This window comes from Streptomyces sp. PA03-6a (assembly GCF_033792765.1).
Taxonomy (GTDB): domain Bacteria; phylum Actinomycetota; class Actinomycetes; order Streptomycetales; family Streptomycetaceae; genus Actinacidiphila.
In genome coordinates, this window is the sequence record NZ_JARAVK010000030.1 from 15,920 (window position 1) to 31,150 (window position 15,231).

Below are 15,231 nucleotides of genomic sequence, written 5' to 3' on the forward strand. Positions count from 1 at the left end.
CTCAGAAGTGGGTGGCGATGCCGAAGGCCTCGCGGAGCCGCAGCATGTCGTGGCGGTCACGGTCGGTCGGCTCGTACCCCTGGTGGAAGTACACCTGCTGCTCGGCCGACAGGCACGGGACGACGGTCCGGTCGACCTCGCCGGTGACGAAGCACGCGGCCGGGTAGACGAAGGGCCGCCCCGGCTCCGGCGACGCCTGCCGCGCGCTCCCGTCGGCGGCGAAGGACAGGGGGTGCAGGTCGATCTCACGACCCCTGCCGTCGGTGACGACGAAGCGCACCGGCCGCCGGTCGAGGGTCTGGGTGAAGCCGGCCGCGGCCAGCGCCGCGACGACGGTGTCCTCCTGCTCGTGACGGTGCATGAGGTCCATGTCCCGGTGGTCGCGGGTCTGCCTGCGCAGCAGGGCGTCGACGCCCCAGCCGCCGCCCACCAGACCTCCGCGCCGGCCCTCCGCAGCAGGTGCAGGATCTCCACCACGTCCGGCCCGGTCATCATCGCCGCATCCCCCCTCGCCCGGTTCGAAGCCCCAGGGTGCCACCCCGGAACGGATCACGGGGCCGGGCACTGCGGAGTATGCTGGAGGCGGCGGTGGTCCCTGGTGACCGCCGCGCGGCGGTGGGGCCCGCCGTACCCGAACCGCGGTGAGGATGCCGCCAACGGTCCCTACTTGTGACGGAACGCGCCCGCAGCAGGGCGCCTCACGAGTAGGAGACGCATGACCTCACCAGCCCCCTTCTCCCCGATGACCGAGCCCGTGTCCCCCGACGTCGAGCCGCAGCCGCCCCTGCCGCGATCCGCGCGGATACGGGAACAGGCGCCGGTCGTCGGCGTGGTCGCGGTCGGCGGAGCACTGGGAGCGTGCGCGCGCTACGGCGCGGGCCTGCTGTGGCCCGGTGCGCCGGGCGCCTTCCCGTGGACCACCTTCGGTGTCAACGCGCTCGGCTGCGCCGTGATCGGCGTGTTCATGGTGGTCATCACCGAGAAGTGGTCCGTGCACCGGCTCGTGCGCCCGTTCCTCGGCACCGGCGTGCTCGGGGGCTTCACCACCTTCTCCACGTACGCCGTCGACATCCACGGCCTGGTGGAGGGCGGTCACGCCGGCGCCGGGCTGGCCTACCTCGCCGCCACGCCGCTGGTCGCCCTGGCCGCGGTGTGGGGCGCCGCGCACACGGCCCGTCGCCTGATCGTTCGGAGGCAGACATGACACGGCTGCACGGCACCGCGATGCGGTTGACGATCCTGATCGGCGACAACGACACCTGGCACCACAAGCCGCTGTGCTCCGAGATCACCCGCCGCGCCCACGACGCCGGCCTGGCCGGCGCCAGCGTCTTCCACGGGGTGGAGGGCTTCGGCGCCTCCTCGCTGATCCACACCAGCAGGCTGCTCTCGCTGAGCGACAACCTGCCGGTGGCCGTCGTCATCGTCGACCACGAGGAGCGCGTCCGCGCGTTCCTGCCGCAGCTCGACGAGCTGGTCACCGAAGGGCTGGTCACCCTCGACGAGGTCGAGGTCATCCGCTACGTGGGACGGGGGAACCACGGGTGAACTGGGTGCTCGTCATCGCCGGGGCCGTGGTCGGGGCACCGCTGCGGTACCTCACGGACCGCGCCGTCCAGGCCCGGCACGACACCGTGTTCCCGTGGGGCACGTTCACGGTCAACGTCGTCGGCTGCCTCGTCCTGGGGCTGGTGGCCGGCGCGGTCACCTACGGGGCGGCCTCCCATTCGGTCCAGCTCCTGATCGGCACGGGTTTCTGCGGGGCGCTGACCACCTACTCGACCTTCTCGTACGAGACCCTGCGGCTGGCGGAGACCGGGGCGCGGTTCTTCGCCGTCGCGAACGTCGTCGCCAGCGTGGTCGCCGGGATCGGCGCGGCCTTCACCGGGGCTGCCGTGGCCCAGGCGATCTGGGCCTGAACCGCGCCCGGCACCGCGAGGCCGCAGAACAGGACGTTCCCGGCGACCCACCTAAAATGAGAGGAGTCCACACTCCGGCCCGTCGCCCGGAGCGGACGCGGGTGTGTTCCCCGCCGACAGGCGCCGGGAGGCGTGCGCCAAGTGCCGGGCGACGTTGCTCCCACCGCGGGAGGGCACCATGTCCCTGGCTCAGCGTTCCGCCACCCGGATCCAGACTTCGGGCCACGCCCAGACCCCACCGGCCGACATACGCGACTCGCTGTTCACCGCACCCCTGCTGCTGATCGGCGGGTGGCTGTTCGCCGCCGGATGGGCGCTGGCGTATCCCGACACGCCCATCGGCAACAACGTGCGGATCGTCGACCTGGTCTTCTCGACCATCATCCTGCTCAACGCGATCGCACGCGCGGCCCGGACCCGGGGGCCCGGCAGTGACGTCATCACCATCGTGTGCGGTGCCTGCCTGGTCGTCTCGCCCTTCGTCTTCGGCTACTTCGACGACCCGGGGGCCGGTCTCGCGCCCCTCAACCAGATCGTCACGGGCGTGGGCCTGATCGTCCTGGGCGCGGTGAGCCTGGCCCTGATCGAGCGACGGCGCTCCCACCCGCCGGGTGACGCCGCGCCCGCCCGCTGACACGCCACCGAGGGAGGGCCGCGCGGGGCAGACCCGGCGCCCCGCGCGGCCCTATGCTCGGCGCTGCGGGCACCAGGCCGGAGGCCGCCGCCCCGGTCGCGGGTGGGGCCGGCCGTGGTCGCACGGCGACAGGAGGCTGCGATGCGCGATGCCGACCCCGGGCTCTTCGGGCCCGCATCGGTCACCTGGCAGATGCACGGCGACCCCATGATGTGGATCGCCGGCGTACGGGCGCTGTACCTGCAGGCGCTGCACCCGCGCGCGGTGCGCGGCGTCACGCAGAACTCGGACTTCCGCCGGGACGCGTGGGGCCGTCTGCTGCGCACCGCGGACTTCGTCGGCACGATCACCTACGGGACCACGCTGCAGGCCGAGCGGGCCGGGGCCAAGGTGCGCGGCATCCACCGCCGGCTGTCCGCGACGGACCCGGACAGTGGCGAGCGCTTCCCCGTCGACGATCCAGGACTGCTGCTGTGGGTGCACTGCGCCGAGATCGACTCCTACCTGGAGGTCGCGCGGCGCTCCGGCTTCCCCCTGTCCGACGCGCAGGCCGACGCCTACGTCGCCGAACAGCGCGAGGCCGCCCGGCTGGTGGGCCTGGACCCGGCGGAGGTCCCCGGCGACACCGAGTCGCTCGCCGCCTACTTCGAGAAGGTGCGGCCGGAGCTCGCCGCGACCCCCGAGGCCCTGGAGGTCTTCGCCTTCTTGCAGGGGCCGCCCGTGCCCTGGGCGCTGCTGCCCCTGCGGTTCGCCGTGTGGGGCCGGGCCGCCGCACTGGCCTACGCCGCGCTGCCGCCCTTCGCCCACGAGCTGTACGGGCGGCCCGCCCCGGCCGTCCCGGTCACCGGGCGGCGGCTGCGCGGCACGGGCCTGCTGCTGCGCACGGTCCCCTCCTACGTGCGCTGGCAACTGCCCCCCGGGCACATCCTCAAGGCGGTCGGGCGCCTCGGCCCCGGCACGCACCCGTCCACCCACCGGCTGCGCGAACAGGCGCGTTCCCTGGGGTAACGGCGGGTCCCCAAGCGTGCCCCCCGCGGCCATACTGGGTGCGGGGAGAGGCGGACGACCGGGGGCGGCGCACACCATGACGGCAGGTCGGTACGACGGGGGAACACTGCTGCGCGACCGCTACCGGCTGCGGGAGCGGATCGGGCGCGGCGGCATGGGCGAGGTCTGGAAGGCGCTGGACGAGTCGCTGGGCCGGGAGGTCGCGGTCAAGTGCCTCAAACCGACGAGCCCTTCACTGGACCCCTCCGTGCACCGGGTGCTGCGGGAGCGCTTCCGCCGCGAGGCACGGGTCGCGGCGGCGCTCCAGCACCGCGGCGTCACCGTCGTCCACGACTTCGGCGAGAGCGAGGGCGTGCTCTTCCTCGTCATGGAGCTGCTCGAGGGCCGCAACCTGCGGCAGTTGCTCGGTGACAACGAGGGCCGTCCGCTCCCCCTCCCCGACGTCACCGACATCGCCGCGCAGATCGCGGCGGCCCTGGCGTACACCCACGCCCGGGGCATCGTGCACCGCGACCTGAAGCCGGCGAACGTCATGCGGCTCGCCGACGGCGACGTGAAGATCTGCGACTTCGGCATCGCCCGCCTCGGCCACGACATCGGCTTCACCTCGCGGCTGACCGGCACCGGGGTCGCCATGGGCACCCCGCACTACATGTCGCCGGAGCAGATCGGCGGCGAGGACGGGATCGACCACCGCAGCGACCTCTACTCGCTCGGCTGCGTCCTCTACGAGATCGCCACCGGCGCCCCGCCCTTCGACCTCGACGACACCTGGGCCGTCCTCGTCGGCCACCGCGACACCCCGCCCCGGCCGCCGCGCGAGCACCGGCCCGACCTGCCCGGGGAACTGGAGCAGCTCGTCCTCGACCTGCTCGCCAAGAACCCGGAGGACCGCCCGCAGAGCGCCGCCGACGTGGCCGGCCGGCTCAAGACGCTCCGGGACGGCGGGCATGGCGGGCATGGCGGGCATGGCGGGCACGGCCACCCCCGCGCCGAGCCAGGGCTGCCCTCCTGGGCGCGCCGTCTGGAACTGCGGTCGGGGGCGCCCGGCATGCACGGCACCGCGGCCCTGGCGAGCCGGCACACCGCGGCCGTCGGACTCGCCCGGCTGGGCCGCTGGTCCGAGGCCGAACGGTCGCACCGCGCCGTCGCCGAGGAGCGCGAGCGGCTGCTCGGCGCCACCCATCCCGACACGCTCACCAGCCGCTACGAACTCGCCCTGTGCCTCAGCCGCGGCGGCCGCCACGCCGAGGCGCTGCGCGCGTACCAGGAGGTGGCCGCTGCCCGGGCGCAGGCCCTGGGCGCGGATCACCCCGCCGCGCTCGCCGCCCGCCAGGAGGCCGCCTACGCCCTCGGACGGCTCGGCCGCCACGAGGAGGCCCGCCAGGGGTACACCGCGGTGCTCGCCGCCCGCGAACGGCGGCAGGGCACCGACCATCCCGACACCCTGCACTGCCGGCACAACCTCGCCGTCACGCTCGGGCTGCTCGGCCGCACGCAGGAGGCGTATGCGTTGGCGGCGCAGGTCGCGGACACCCGCACCCGCGTGCTGGGCCCCGCCCACGCCGACACGCTCACCACCCGCTGCGAGGTCGGCCATCTGCTCGGGCTCCTCGACCGCTGGCCGGAGGCCCGCGCCACCTACGCCCACGTCGCCGCGATCCGGGCGGGACTGCTGGGGGCCGACCACCCCGACACCCTGGCCACCCGCCACGAACTGGGCATATGCCTGGGGCGGATGGGCTTGGGCGCCGAGGCCCACGAGGTCTACACCGACCTCGTCGCCCTCCGCACCCGCGTGTCGGGCCCCGCCCACCCCGACACCCTCCGCGCCCGGCACGGCCTCGGGGTCAACCTCGGCCGCCTCGGCCGCTGGAGCGACGCCCTCGCCGAGGCCCGCGACGTCGCGGCGGTCCGCACCCGCATGCTCGGCGCGGACCACCCCGACACGCTCGTCAGCCGCCGCGAGATCGCCGTCGCCCTGGGCTGGCTGGGGGACTGGCGCGAGGCCCTGGCCCTCCACGAGGCCGTGGCGGAGGCCCGCGAACGGACCCTCGGCCCGGAGCACCCCGACACGGTGGCCAGCCACGAGGACCGGGCCCGCTGCCGCGAACAGCTGGGGCTACCCGGCTGACCGTACGACCGGTTGACCCGTGCGACTCCGGGGACGCAGGGCCCGCCGGCCGACCTTCCGGCGCGCCGGGTACCGGGTCGCGGCTGTCCGGGCGGGCGCTCCGGGTTCGGAGGCAGCCGATGGGAAGCCGCCGTGGCGGAGCTCGCCGGGCTTGTCGAGGGCGGCTTCGGCGGTGGTTGCTGTTCCGCCTCTGTGGAAGCGGCGTGTCGAGCAGTCGGTCGCGGCGTCCGGCTGCGGGTCCGGAGTCGCGGAGGAGGGGCCGGCCGGGCCTGCCTCCGGCGAGCCTGCGTCGGCGGCGTTCGCGGCGCCGTGGCCTTGGCGCGCCGAGTACCCGGTTGCGGCGGTCGGCCGCGGGTTCCGGGTTCAGGGGCGGCCCGTGGGAAGTCGGCGCGGCGGACGCCGTGGCGGAGTCCGCGGTGGCGGCCGCACCGCCGCCGTGGAGGCGGCTGTGTGGCATCGGGTTTCCCGAGCGGTGGGCCGCCGGTTCGTCCGCGCTGGTCGGGGTTGCGAGCGCGCTTGGGACGAGGCTGCGGCGGTGAGCACCGCGGCGGAGTTCGTCCCGGGCGCCGCGGCTTCGGCGGTGGCCGCCGCACCACTTCGGCGGAAGTGCCCGCGGGACCGCAGGGGGCTGCGCTCTTGGCGTGCCCGGGTGTCCGCGCGCGGGGTTCCGGGTTCAGGGGCGGCCGGTCAGGCGGGACTGCGCCGCCTTGCGGAAGGCCGCCACGAGGCGGTTGCCGTCGCCGGCACGGGTCGCCAGGACGACGTGGCTCGGCTCGACGCCTTCGAGGGGGATCGCGGTGAGGTCGGGGCGCAGTCCGCCGCGGACGCCCGCCGAGATGGTCACGGCCTGCCCGGCGGCGACCACCTCGAACTTGTCCTCGACGGCGTCGATGAGGGGACCGTCCGGCGCGGGGCTGCCGTCGGGCCGGGGGTCGATGCGCCAGAACGCGCTCCACGACGGGTCGGACTGCCGTACCCGGGGCAGGGGTTCGCCGGCGATGTCGTCGAGCGTGACGGACTCCTTGCCCGCCAGGCGGTGGTCCAGCGGCACCACCAGCACCCGGGGTTCGTCGTACAGCACCGTCACGTGCAGCCCGCCGGTGGGGAACGGCAGCCGGGTGACCAGCGCGTCCACCCGGTGGTCCAGCAGTGCCGCGCTCGCCTCGTTCCAGGGCACGTGCTGGGTGCGTACGTCGGCGTCGGGATGCCGGTGGCGCAGCTCCCGCACCGCGGGGGTGACGATGAGGCCCGCGGTGTAGCCCACGGTGATCCGGCTGGGCCGGGCGGCGGCGCGGGTCTCGGCCGCGGCACTCGCGGCGGAGCGCAGCAGCGCCCTGGCGCGGGGCAGGAAAATCTCCCCGGCCTCGGTGAGGACGGTGCCCCGCGGGGTGCGGTCCAGCAGGCGCGCGCCCAGTTGCTGCTCGAGGCGGCGGACCTGCCGGCTCAGGGACGGCTGGGTGACGTGGAGCGCCTCGGCGGCCCGGCCGAAGTGCCGGTGCTCGGCGACGGCCGTGAAGTAGCGCACGAGCCGCAGGTCGAGGTCCGGCGGCGCGGAGGAGGACTCGGACATGACGCCCAGCCTAGTCCGCCCCGACCCTTTCCACCTGGGGTGATGCCCGGAACGCATTGCGCCGTGCAGAACGGGCCTTGGACCGCGGGTGTTCCCGGCCCGCACGATGGAGACCGCCCCCGACCGCGCCGCCGGCACCGCGCGAGGGGGCGGCACCACACCACCTCATCGAAGGATCGCAGCATGCGTGTATTCGTCACCGGCGCCACCGGACACATCGGGACCGCCGTCGTCGCCGAACTCCTCGCGGCCGGGCACGAGGTCGTCGGCCTCGCCCGCTCGGACCGTTCCGCCGCCGCCCTGACGGCCGCGGGGGCCGGGGTCCACCGCGGCAGCCTGGAGGAGCTCGACGGCCTGCGCCGCGGCGCCGCGGAGGCCGACGGCGTCATCCACCTGGCCTTCGACCACGACTTCTCCGACTACGCGGGCGCGGTCGCCACCGACCTGCGGGCCGTCGAGGCGATGGGGGACGCGCTCGGGGGCTCCGGACGCCCCTTCGTGATCACCTCCGGCACGCTGATGCTCGCCTCCGCCGTCGCGGGCAGCCCCGGGACGGAGGACGAGGCGGCGGCCCCGGCATCTCCCCGTGGCGAGGCGGAGAACGCGGCGGTCGCGCTCGCCACGCGCGGGGTCCGGTCGTCGGTCGTGCGCCTCGCCCCGTCCGTGCACGGCCCGTCCGACCGGCACGGCTTCGTCCCGCGGCTGATCGGCATGGCGCGCGACAAGGGCGTCTCGGCGTACGTGGAGGACGGCGCCACCCGCTGGCCCGCCGTCCACACCCTGGACGCGGCGCGCCTGTTCCGCCTCGCACTGGAAGCGGCGCCGGCGGGCTCGCGGCTGCACGGGGTCGGCGACGAGGGCATCCCGTTCCGGGAGATCGCCGAGGCGATCGGCCGCGGCTTGGACGTCCCGGTGAAGAGCGTGCCGCGCGAGGCGGCGCAGGAGCACCTCGGCTTCCTGTCCGGCTTCGCGACGCTCGACAACCCGACGTCGAACGCGCGCACCAGGGAGCTCCTGGGCTGGCGCCCGGAGCACCCCGCGCTGCTCCAGGACCTGGCGGAGGGCCACTACTTCGGCCGGTCCGACGCCTGACCCGCAGCGGCGGGCGGCAGGTAGCCTGCGGCCATGACCGGGAAGTCGTACGACGCTTCGCGCATCACCGTCCCGGACTTCGACGCGGGGGCGCGGGCCCGGCCGGGGATGTACTTCCGGTACGGGCAGGGCGATCCGCGACTGGCGACCGCCGTGCTGTCCGCCGTCGCCGGGCACGTCCTGCACCCGGCGACGGCGGTCGCCCCGTCGCATTCCCTGAACGGCCTCGTCGAGATCACCGGTGACCTCTCCTTCACCGTGACCCTCGACGAGCCGCACTCCTGGGAAGGGCAGGAGGGGCCCGCCCCCGGGTACTTCGGCTCGCTGCTCGGCCCCGAGTGGCTCCTGCCGGCCGCCGCCGCGGCGCTGACCACGCGCACGGTGGTGGAGACGTGGTGCGGCGGCCGAGGCTTCCGCCAGGAGCTGGCAGGGCTGCGGCCCGTTTCGGCGCCGCTGGAGCAGGCGGTGCCCACCGGGTGCGGGAGCCGGTGGGAATTCGCCCTGGACGAGGGGTACTTCGGGCCGGGCGCCGCCCTCACCCGGGAGCCCGGACGGCTCGATCCGTGCGAGCCCGCCTGTGCGGGGCCCGCGGGGCCCGGCAGGGTGGTCGTCCGGGACCTCCGCGACGGCGGATGGGGAGAGGCGTGCTTCCCTAAAATCTGACGCTGCATCAGAAAATCTCTTCCCCCGGCCGGTCCGCTCGGGCATCCTGCCCCCATGGAGACGGAGCTGAGCAAGAGGCTGGGCATCGAGCACGCCATCTTCGGCTTCACGCCGTTCCCCGCCGTCGCGGCCGCGATCAGCAGGGCCGGGGGCATGGGAGTCCTCGGGGCGGTGCGCTACACCGCGCCCGACGAACTGGCCCGCGGCCTGGAGTGGATGGAGGCGCACACCGACGGCCGGCCGTACGGGCTGGACGTCGTCATGCCGGCCAAGAAGGTCGAGGGCGTCACCGAGGCGGACGTCGAGGCGATGATCCCGCAGGGGCACCGCCAGTACGTACGCGAGGTGCTGGCCAAGCACGGCGTGCCCGAGCTGGAGCCGGGCGACCCCACCGGCTGGCGCATCACGGGCTGGATGGAACAGGTGGCCCGCTCGCAGCTCGACGTCGCCTTCGACTTCCCGATCGGCCTGCTCGCCAACGCGCTGGGCTCCCCGCCCGCGGACGTCGTACGGCGCGCCCACGACCGGGGCGTCCCCGTCGCCGCCCTCGCCGGCAGCGCCCGGCACGCCCGCCACCACCAGGAGGCGGGCATCGACATCGTCGTCGCGCAGGGCTACGAGGCCGGCGGCCACACCGGTGAGATCGCCGGCATGGTGCTGGTGCCCGAGGTCGTCCGTGCCGTGGACCCGCTGCCCGTGCTCGCCGCCGGGGGCATCGGCACCGGTGAGCAGGTCGCCGCGGGACTGGCGCTGGGCGCCCAGGGCGTGTGGCTGGGCTCGGTGTGGCTGACCACCACGGAGGCCGAACTCCCCTCCTCCGCCCTGGTCCGCAAGCTCCTCGCGGCCGGCTCGGGGGACACCGTCCGCTCGCGCGCCCTGACCGGCAAACCGGCCCGCCAGTTGCGCACCGAGTGGACCGACGCCTGGGACGGCCCGGCCGGGCCCGGAGCGCTGCCGATGCCCCTGCAGGGCCTGCTGGTCGCCGATGCGATCACCCGGATCCAGAAGTACGAGGTGGAGCCGCTGCTGGGCACGCCGGTCGGCCAGATCGTGGGCCAGATGCGCGAAGTGCGCAGCGTCCAGGCGGTCTTCGACGATCTGACCCGCGGTTTCGAGCGGGCCGTCGACCGCATCAACCGCATCGCCGGACGCACCTGAGGAGGCGGCACCCATGACACCGACCACGGCGAACGCCCCCAACGGGTTCTGGGCCCAGGCCGCCGCCGACCCGGAACGGGTCGTGCTCACCTCTCCCGACGGCGACCGGTGGAGCGCCCGGCGGCTGCACGAGGAGTCCAACCGCCTCGTCCACGGGCTGCGCGCCGCAGGCTTGCGGACCGGCGACGCCTTCGCGGTCGTGCTGCCGAACGGCGCCGAGTTCTTCACGGCGTACCTCGCCGCCTTCCAGGCCGGGTTCTACCTCGTCCCGGTCAACCACCACCTGGTGGGGTCCGAGATCGCCTGGATCGTCGCCGACTCCGGCGCGAAGGTGCTCGTCGCCCACGAGCGCTTCGGCGACCAGGCACGCGCCGCCGCCGACGAGGCGGGACTGCCCGGGCCACGCCGGTACGCCGTCGGCGCCACGGGCATCGACGGCTTCCGCCCGTACGCGGACCTGCAGGCCGGCATGCCCGGCACCCCGCCCGGGGAGCGCACCACAGGCTGGGTCATGAACTACACCTCCGGCACCACCGGCCGCCCCCGCGGCATCCGGCGCGCCCTGTCCGGCAGGCCCCCCGAGGAGACCCACCTCGGCGGCTTCCTCGGCATCTTCGGCATCCGCCCCTTCGACGGGAACGTCCACCTCGTCTGTTCGCCGCTGTACCACACGGCGGTGCTGCAGTTCGCGGGCGCCGCGCTGCACATCGGCCACCCGGTCGTCCTGATGGACAAGTGGACGCCCGAGGAGATGCTGCGGCTGATCGACGTCCACCGCTGCACGCACACCCACATGGTGCCGACGCAGTTCCACCGGCTGCTGGCCCTCCCGGAGGAGGTCAGGAGCCGCCACGACGTCTCCTCGATGCGGCACGCCGTCCACGGCGCCGCGCCCTGCCCCGAGCACATCAAGCGGGCCATGCTGGAGTGGTGGGGGCCGTGCGTCGAGGAGTACTACGCGGCCAGCGAGGGCGGCGGCACCTTCGCCTCCGCCGCCGAGTGGCTGAAGAAGCCCGGCACGGTCGGCAAGGCGTGGCCGATCAGCGAGATCGCCGTCCACGACGACGACGGCAACCGGCTGCCGCCCGGTGAACTCGGCACCGTCTACATCAAGATGAACACCCCCGGCTTCCGCTACCACAAGGACGAGGCCAAGACCCGGGCGAGCCGCATCGGCGACTTCTTCACCGTCGGCGACCTGGGCTACCTGGACGAGGACGGCTACCTCTACCTCCGCGACCGCAAGATCGACATGATCATCTCCGGTGGCGTCAACGTCTACCCCGCCGAGATCGAGGCCGCGCTCCTCAGCCACCCCGCGGTCGCCGACGCGGCCGCCTTCGGCATCCCCCACGACGACTGGGGCGAGCAGGTCAAGGCCGTCGTCGAACCCGCCCCCGGCCACGCGCCCGGGCCGGAGCTGGCCGCCTCCGTCCTGGCCCACTGCGAGGAGCGTCTGGCGGGCTACAAGCGCCCCCGTTCGGTGGACTTCGTCGCCGAGATGCCGCGTGACCCCAACGGCAAGCTCTACAAGCGCCGGCTCCGCGACCCGTACTGGGAGGGCCGCGCGCGGCCGCTGTGACCGCGGGGCCGCCCGGCCCCGTACGGCCCGGGCGGCCGTGTCCGCCGGGGCGCCGGGCGGGGCGGCGGCGCCTACTGTGGAGGCGAGGGAGGCACATCCGATGACCCGACCCGTCACCGTGGGCCTGGACGGCTCGCCGGAAAGCCACGCCGCCATGCACTGGGCGGCGGGGGAGGCGCTGCGGAGATCGGTGCCGCTGCGCCTGGTGCACGCCGGGGGACACCCGTACGGCGACGCGGTGGTGCGCGACGCCGCACAGGACCTCGCCGAGCGGTATCCGGACCTGCCCGTGACGACCGACGTGGCCGACGGCCCGCCGGCGGAGCTGCTGGTCGCGGAGGCGGGCCGCAGCGAGTTGCTCGCGCTCGGCTCGCAGGGGCTGAGCGGGCTCAGCGGCTTCCTCCTCGGGTCCGTGGGGCAGGCGACGCTGGCCCGCGCTGAAGGTCCCGTCGTGGTCGTCCGCACCGGCCAGGACGAGGGGGACGGGGACGACCGGCGGCCGGTGGTGCTGGGCTTCAGCCTGCGGAAGGGCGCCGACGACGTGATCGCCTTCGCGGTGGAGGACGCGCGGCGGCGCGGGGTGCAGCTGCGGGTGGTCCACGCGTGGTCGTACCCGCCGACGTACGGGTACGTCCCCGCGGCCATGGACCCCACGTGCGGCGCGGAGATCTCGGCGGCGGAGCGGCACGCGGTGCAGGCCGCCCTCGCGCCGTGGCAGGAGAAGGCGCCCGGTGTGGAGATCACGCAGGAGGTCGCCGCGGGCAACGCCGCGCAGCCCCTGGTGGACGCGGCGGCCGGTGCCTCGCTGCTGGTCGTCGGACGGTGCCGGAACCGGCACGGAGGCGCGGGCCCGCACCTGGGCCCCGTGGCGGCCGCGGTGCTGCACCATGCGGCCTGCCCGGTGGCCGTCGTCCCGCACTGACGCCCGCGGGAGCGGACCGTTCGGGGCCGTTCGCTGCGGGCGGACCGGAACGGGTGACGCCCGGACGGGTGAGGTCTCCCGGCGGCGGGTAGCGTCGCCCGGGTGAGCGATCTCCACACCGTGCAGGTGAACGGCATCCGGATGGCCTACCGCGCCTGGGGCGAGGCGGACGCGCCGCCGCTCGTCCTGCTCCACGGACGCGGCTCGGACGGCGCCGACTGGCAGCCGGTCGCGCCCGCGCTGGCCTCGGCCCACCGGGTGTACGCACCCGACCTGCGCGGCCACGGCGCCAGCGACTGGCCGGGCGACTACGCCTTCGAGGCCATGCGCGACGACGTCGTGGCCTTCCTGGACACCCTCGGCCCGGAGCGGGTGGTGCTGGCCGGGCACTCGATGGGCGCGGTCGTCGCCTACCTGGTGGCGGCGAAGTCGTCGCCCCGGCTGACGGCCCTCGTCCTGGAGGAGCCCGTGCCGCCGGACCCGGAGGTGCCGCCGCGGGCCGTGCCGTCCGGCCCCGAGGGGGACGAGACGTGCGACTGGCGGGTCATCGCGGCCGTCAACCGCTGGCGCAACGCCCCCGACCCGGGCTGGTGGGACCTGCTGGCGGCGATCGACTGCCCCACCCTGGTCCTCGCCGGCGGGGCGGCCAGCCACGTCCCCCAGGACGGCATCGCTGCCGTCGCGGCCCGGGTGCCGGGGGCGCGGCTGGTGACGGTGGAGGCGGGGCACCTGGTCCACCAGGAGCGCCCGGCGGACTTCCTCGCCGAGGTCAGGGGGTTCCTTCCGGCGCCCCGCCCTTGACCGGCAGCCCGGCCCGCAGCCACGCCTGGAAACCGCCCTCCAGGTCGGTGGCCCGGGTCAGGCCGACGTCCTGCAGCGAGGCCGCCGCCAGGCTGGAGGTGTAGCCCTCGGAGCAGGCCACGATCCAGCGCACGTCGTGGCCGGTGGCCTCGGGGACGCGGGCGTCGCTCAGCGGGTCAAGCCGCCATTCGAGGACGTTGCGCTCGATCACCAATGCGTCCGGGAACTCGCCCTCCAGGGCCCGCTGCGCGGCCGGGCGGATGTCGACCAGCAGTGCCTGGCCCGCGGCGATCTCGGCCGCCGCGTCGTCGGGCCCGACCCGGTCCAGCCGGGCCCGGGCGCGGTCGAGCATCCGGTCGATGCCGGACCTGACGGTGGCGGACGGGTTCATCGGACGGCCTCCGGAGCGGTCGTGGACGCGGACGAGGTCACGGCCAGGGCGCGTGACAGGGGGACGGCGCGGGGCACCGCGGAGGGCTCCGGCTCGTCCGTCAGCACGGTACGCGTGCGCCGCAGCGAGCGCGCGGCGTCGACCGCGTAGTACGACATCGCCGTCAGGGGCGGCGAGTAGGCGTGCACGCTCACCGCGGGCGCGGCGGAGATGTTGACGACGTCGTGGACGTGCCCGAGCGGGAAGGCCGCGCCGCCGCCCGCGGCGAGTTCGCGGGTCGCGATGCTGCCGTGGCCCCGCTCGTCGTGGAGCCAGCGGTGCTCGGTGAGCGTGCCGCCGACGACGGTCAGGGCACCGAGGGAGCCCGCGTGGTCGTGTAGTTCGGTGGAGGTGTCGCACGGCCAGGTGATCAGCCAGACGTCCACGTAGGGGTCCTGGTGCAGCCGGGTGTACCAGCGGCGGTCGGGCAGGTGGACGGGCAGGTGCACACCGGCCTCGACGGCGGCGGCGTAGCCGCGGACGAGCGCGCGCAGTTGGGGGAGGACGAGCGGGGTGGGACCGCTCGCCCGGTGGTGCAGGGCCATGGGAAGGGCTCCAGAGCGGGAACACGACGTGCCCCGCCTGGGCGGGGGCAGGTCATGGGGTGGTCGGGGCTACGGAGGTCAGCCCCGGCGACAGCTCTGGTCGAAGTGGTGCGCACGGCGTCCCGGCCACAGGGGGCCCAGGTTCCAGATGTTCGTGCGCATGGACCCATGCAAGCACACGGACCAGCGGTCTGTCCCCTCCGGAGTCGGGTACGTCACACAGGTGACACATGGGCCGCGACGGCCCGCGCGCACTCCATGGACTCCATGCGTGTCGTGTCCACTTCGATGTCGTAGACGACTCCCCGGTGGACCGCCTCCGCCTGCGCCGCCGCCATGCCCGGCACCCGGTCGCCCCGGGCGATCTCCCGGCCCGCCGCCACCTCGGGGGCGCAGCGGACGCCGACCCACAGCACTTCCAGGCCGTCCAGGGCCCGCCGCCAGCGGTCCTGCGAGACGGGGCCGCCGAGGAACACCTCGTCGACGACGATCCGGGCACCGGCCCGCGCCATGGCCGCGACGCCGGCCGTCCAGGCCTCGTCCAGGGCCCGGAAGACGTCGCCGACCGACACGCTCCCGTCGGCACCGAAGCCGATGCCCGCGCCGGCCCCGGAGCCCCGCAGCCCGGCGGGCAGGCCGTCGACGAGCGTGTCGGTGCCGAAGGTCAGCCACGGGTCCGGCAGGAGCACCGCCTGCAGGCAGCGCGCGATGCCCGTCTTGCCGGAGCTGGAGCCGCCGTTGAGCACGATCACCTGGTGGGCCATCGGCCCAGG

Annotated in this window: 16 protein-coding genes and 1 pseudogene; 12 read left to right on the top strand and 5 right to left on the bottom strand. The window is 75.1% G+C overall.

Annotated features, from left to right (window positions below):
* Position 1: 1 nt before the first annotated feature.
* A pseudogene (locus PV350_RS10315) lies at positions 2–492 on the bottom strand (nucleotidyltransferase domain-containing protein).
* Positions 493–715: 223 nt separating this feature from the next.
* Between PV350_RS10315 and PV350_RS10320 the strand changes: the two are divergent.
* The 6 genes from PV350_RS10320 to PV350_RS10345 all read left to right on the top strand — a co-directional run bounded on the left by PV350_RS10320 (position 716) and on the right by PV350_RS10345 (position 5,695).
* Entirely contained in the window at positions 716–1,204 is a 489-nt protein-coding gene (locus PV350_RS10320) for a fluoride efflux transporter FluC (protein WP_499510626.1), read from the top strand.
* Positions 1,201–1,548 (top strand): DUF190 domain-containing protein, encoded by a 348-nt coding sequence (locus PV350_RS10325; RefSeq protein ID WP_499510625.1) that lies wholly within the window; start codon positions 1,201–1,203, stop codon positions 1,546–1,548. Before PV350_RS10320 ends, PV350_RS10325 begins: the two co-directional genes overlap by 4 nt.
* Entirely contained in the window at positions 1,545–1,919 is a 375-nt protein-coding gene (gene crcB / locus PV350_RS10330; protein WP_499510624.1) for a fluoride efflux transporter CrcB, read from the top strand. The genes PV350_RS10325 and crcB overlap by 4 nt, the downstream gene beginning before the upstream one ends.
* 178 nt (positions 1,920–2,097) lie before the next feature.
* Positions 2,098–2,553 (top strand): SPW repeat domain-containing protein, encoded by a 456-nt coding sequence (locus PV350_RS10335; protein ID WP_500333434.1) that lies wholly within the window; start codon positions 2,098–2,100, stop codon positions 2,551–2,553.
* 141 nt (positions 2,554–2,694) lie between these two features.
* The gene (locus tag PV350_RS10340; protein ID WP_500333435.1) at positions 2,695–3,561 is read left to right on the top strand and encodes an oxygenase MpaB family protein; all 867 of its coding nucleotides are present in this window, start codon (positions 2,695–2,697) and stop codon (positions 3,559–3,561) included.
* Between the two features lie 76 nt (positions 3,562–3,637).
* Positions 3,638–5,695: a serine/threonine-protein kinase gene (locus PV350_RS10345; protein ID WP_500333436.1), complete on the top strand. Its 2,058-nt coding sequence runs from the start codon at positions 3,638–3,640 to the stop codon at positions 5,693–5,695.
* 673 nt (positions 5,696–6,368) lie between these two features.
* Here the strand turns inward: PV350_RS10345 and PV350_RS10350 are convergent.
* Positions 6,369–7,265 carry a LysR family transcriptional regulator gene (locus PV350_RS10350; RefSeq protein ID WP_500333437.1) on the bottom strand — a complete coding sequence of 299 codons (897 nt, stop codon included), beginning with the start codon at positions 7,263–7,265 and terminating at the stop codon, positions 6,369–6,371.
* Positions 7,266–7,448: 183 nt separating this feature from the next.
* Between PV350_RS10350 and PV350_RS10355 the strand changes: the two genes are divergently transcribed.
* From PV350_RS10355 to PV350_RS10380, 6 genes are all read left to right on the top strand, one after another.
* The gene (locus PV350_RS10355; RefSeq protein ID WP_500333438.1) at positions 7,449–8,357 is read left to right on the top strand and encodes an SDR family oxidoreductase; all 909 of its coding nucleotides are present in this window, start codon (positions 7,449–7,451) and stop codon (positions 8,355–8,357) included.
* Between the two features lie 33 nt (positions 8,358–8,390).
* A complete protein-coding gene (locus tag PV350_RS10360; protein ID WP_500333439.1) occupies positions 8,391–9,020 on the top strand; it encodes a hypothetical protein in 630 nt (209 codons plus the stop codon).
* Positions 9,021–9,074: 54 nt separating this feature from the next.
* Positions 9,075–10,178, top strand: coding sequence for an NAD(P)H-dependent flavin oxidoreductase (locus PV350_RS10365; RefSeq protein ID WP_499510617.1), 1,104 nt, complete (start codon positions 9,075–9,077; stop codon positions 10,176–10,178).
* Positions 10,179–10,191: 13 nt separating this feature from the next.
* A complete protein-coding gene (locus tag PV350_RS10370) occupies positions 10,192–11,760 on the top strand; it encodes an acyl-CoA synthetase (protein WP_499510616.1) in 1,569 nt (522 codons plus the stop codon).
* Between the two features lie 100 nt (positions 11,761–11,860).
* On the top strand, positions 11,861–12,682 hold the full coding sequence (locus PV350_RS10375) for a universal stress protein (protein ID WP_499510615.1): 822 nt from the start codon (positions 11,861–11,863) through the stop codon (positions 12,680–12,682).
* A 102-nt stretch (positions 12,683–12,784) separates the two neighbouring features.
* Complete coding sequence (locus PV350_RS10380; protein ID WP_500333440.1) at positions 12,785–13,483, top strand: alpha/beta fold hydrolase; 699 nt, start codon at positions 12,785–12,787, stop codon at positions 13,481–13,483.
* On the opposite strand, the gene PV350_RS10385 is transcribed toward PV350_RS10380, so the two are convergent.
* From PV350_RS10385 to cpt, 3 genes are all read right to left on the bottom strand, one after another.
* Positions 13,452–13,874: a rhodanese-like domain-containing protein gene (locus PV350_RS10385; protein ID WP_500333441.1), complete on the bottom strand. Its 423-nt coding sequence runs from the start codon at positions 13,872–13,874 to the stop codon at positions 13,452–13,454. The genes PV350_RS10380 and PV350_RS10385 overlap by 32 nt on opposite strands.
* Positions 13,871–14,458 carry a cysteine dioxygenase gene (locus PV350_RS10390; RefSeq protein ID WP_500333442.1) on the bottom strand — a complete coding sequence of 196 codons (588 nt, stop codon included), beginning with the start codon at positions 14,456–14,458 and terminating at the stop codon, positions 13,871–13,873. The genes PV350_RS10385 and PV350_RS10390 overlap by 4 nt, the downstream gene beginning before the upstream one ends.
* 215 nt (positions 14,459–14,673) lie before the next feature.
* A complete protein-coding gene (gene cpt, locus PV350_RS10395) occupies positions 14,674–15,222 on the bottom strand; it encodes a chloramphenicol phosphotransferase CPT (protein WP_499510611.1) in 549 nt (182 codons plus the stop codon).
* Positions 15,223–15,231: the final 9 nt, after the last annotated feature.

Excerpts from the sequence above, each read along its gene's own strand:
- PV350_RS10320 (WP_499510626.1), top strand. The coding sequence starts at position 716 with ATGACCTCACCAGCCCCCTTCTCCCCGATGACCGAGCCCGTGTCCCCC.
- PV350_RS10325 (WP_499510625.1), top strand. The coding sequence starts at position 1,201 with ATGACACGGCTGCACGGCACCGCGATGCGGTTGACGATCCTGATCGGC.
- PV350_RS10335 (WP_500333434.1), top strand. The coding sequence starts at position 2,098 with ATGTCCCTGGCTCAGCGTTCCGCCACCCGGATCCAGACTTCGGGCCAC.
- PV350_RS10340 (WP_500333435.1), top strand. The coding sequence starts at position 2,695 with ATGCGCGATGCCGACCCCGGGCTCTTCGGGCCCGCATCGGTCACCTGG.
- PV350_RS10345 (WP_500333436.1), top strand. The coding sequence starts at position 3,638 with ATGACGGCAGGTCGGTACGACGGGGGAACACTGCTGCGCGACCGCTAC.
- PV350_RS10350 (WP_500333437.1), bottom strand. The coding sequence starts at position 7,265 with ATGTCCGAGTCCTCCTCCGCGCCGCCGGACCTCGACCTGCGGCTCGTG.
- PV350_RS10355 (WP_500333438.1), top strand. The coding sequence starts at position 7,449 with ATGCGTGTATTCGTCACCGGCGCCACCGGACACATCGGGACCGCCGTC.
- PV350_RS10360 (WP_500333439.1), top strand. The coding sequence starts at position 8,391 with ATGACCGGGAAGTCGTACGACGCTTCGCGCATCACCGTCCCGGACTTC.
- PV350_RS10365 (WP_499510617.1), top strand. The coding sequence starts at position 9,075 with ATGGAGACGGAGCTGAGCAAGAGGCTGGGCATCGAGCACGCCATCTTC.
- PV350_RS10370 (WP_499510616.1), top strand. The coding sequence starts at position 10,192 with ATGACACCGACCACGGCGAACGCCCCCAACGGGTTCTGGGCCCAGGCC.
- PV350_RS10375 (WP_499510615.1), top strand. The coding sequence starts at position 11,861 with ATGACCCGACCCGTCACCGTGGGCCTGGACGGCTCGCCGGAAAGCCAC.
- PV350_RS10385 (WP_500333441.1), bottom strand. The coding sequence starts at position 13,874 with ATGAACCCGTCCGCCACCGTCAGGTCCGGCATCGACCGGATGCTCGAC.
- PV350_RS10390 (WP_500333442.1), bottom strand. The coding sequence starts at position 14,458 with ATGGCCCTGCACCACCGGGCGAGCGGTCCCACCCCGCTCGTCCTCCCC.
- cpt (WP_499510611.1), bottom strand. The coding sequence starts at position 15,222 with ATGGCCCACCAGGTGATCGTGCTCAACGGCGGCTCCAGCTCCGGCAAG.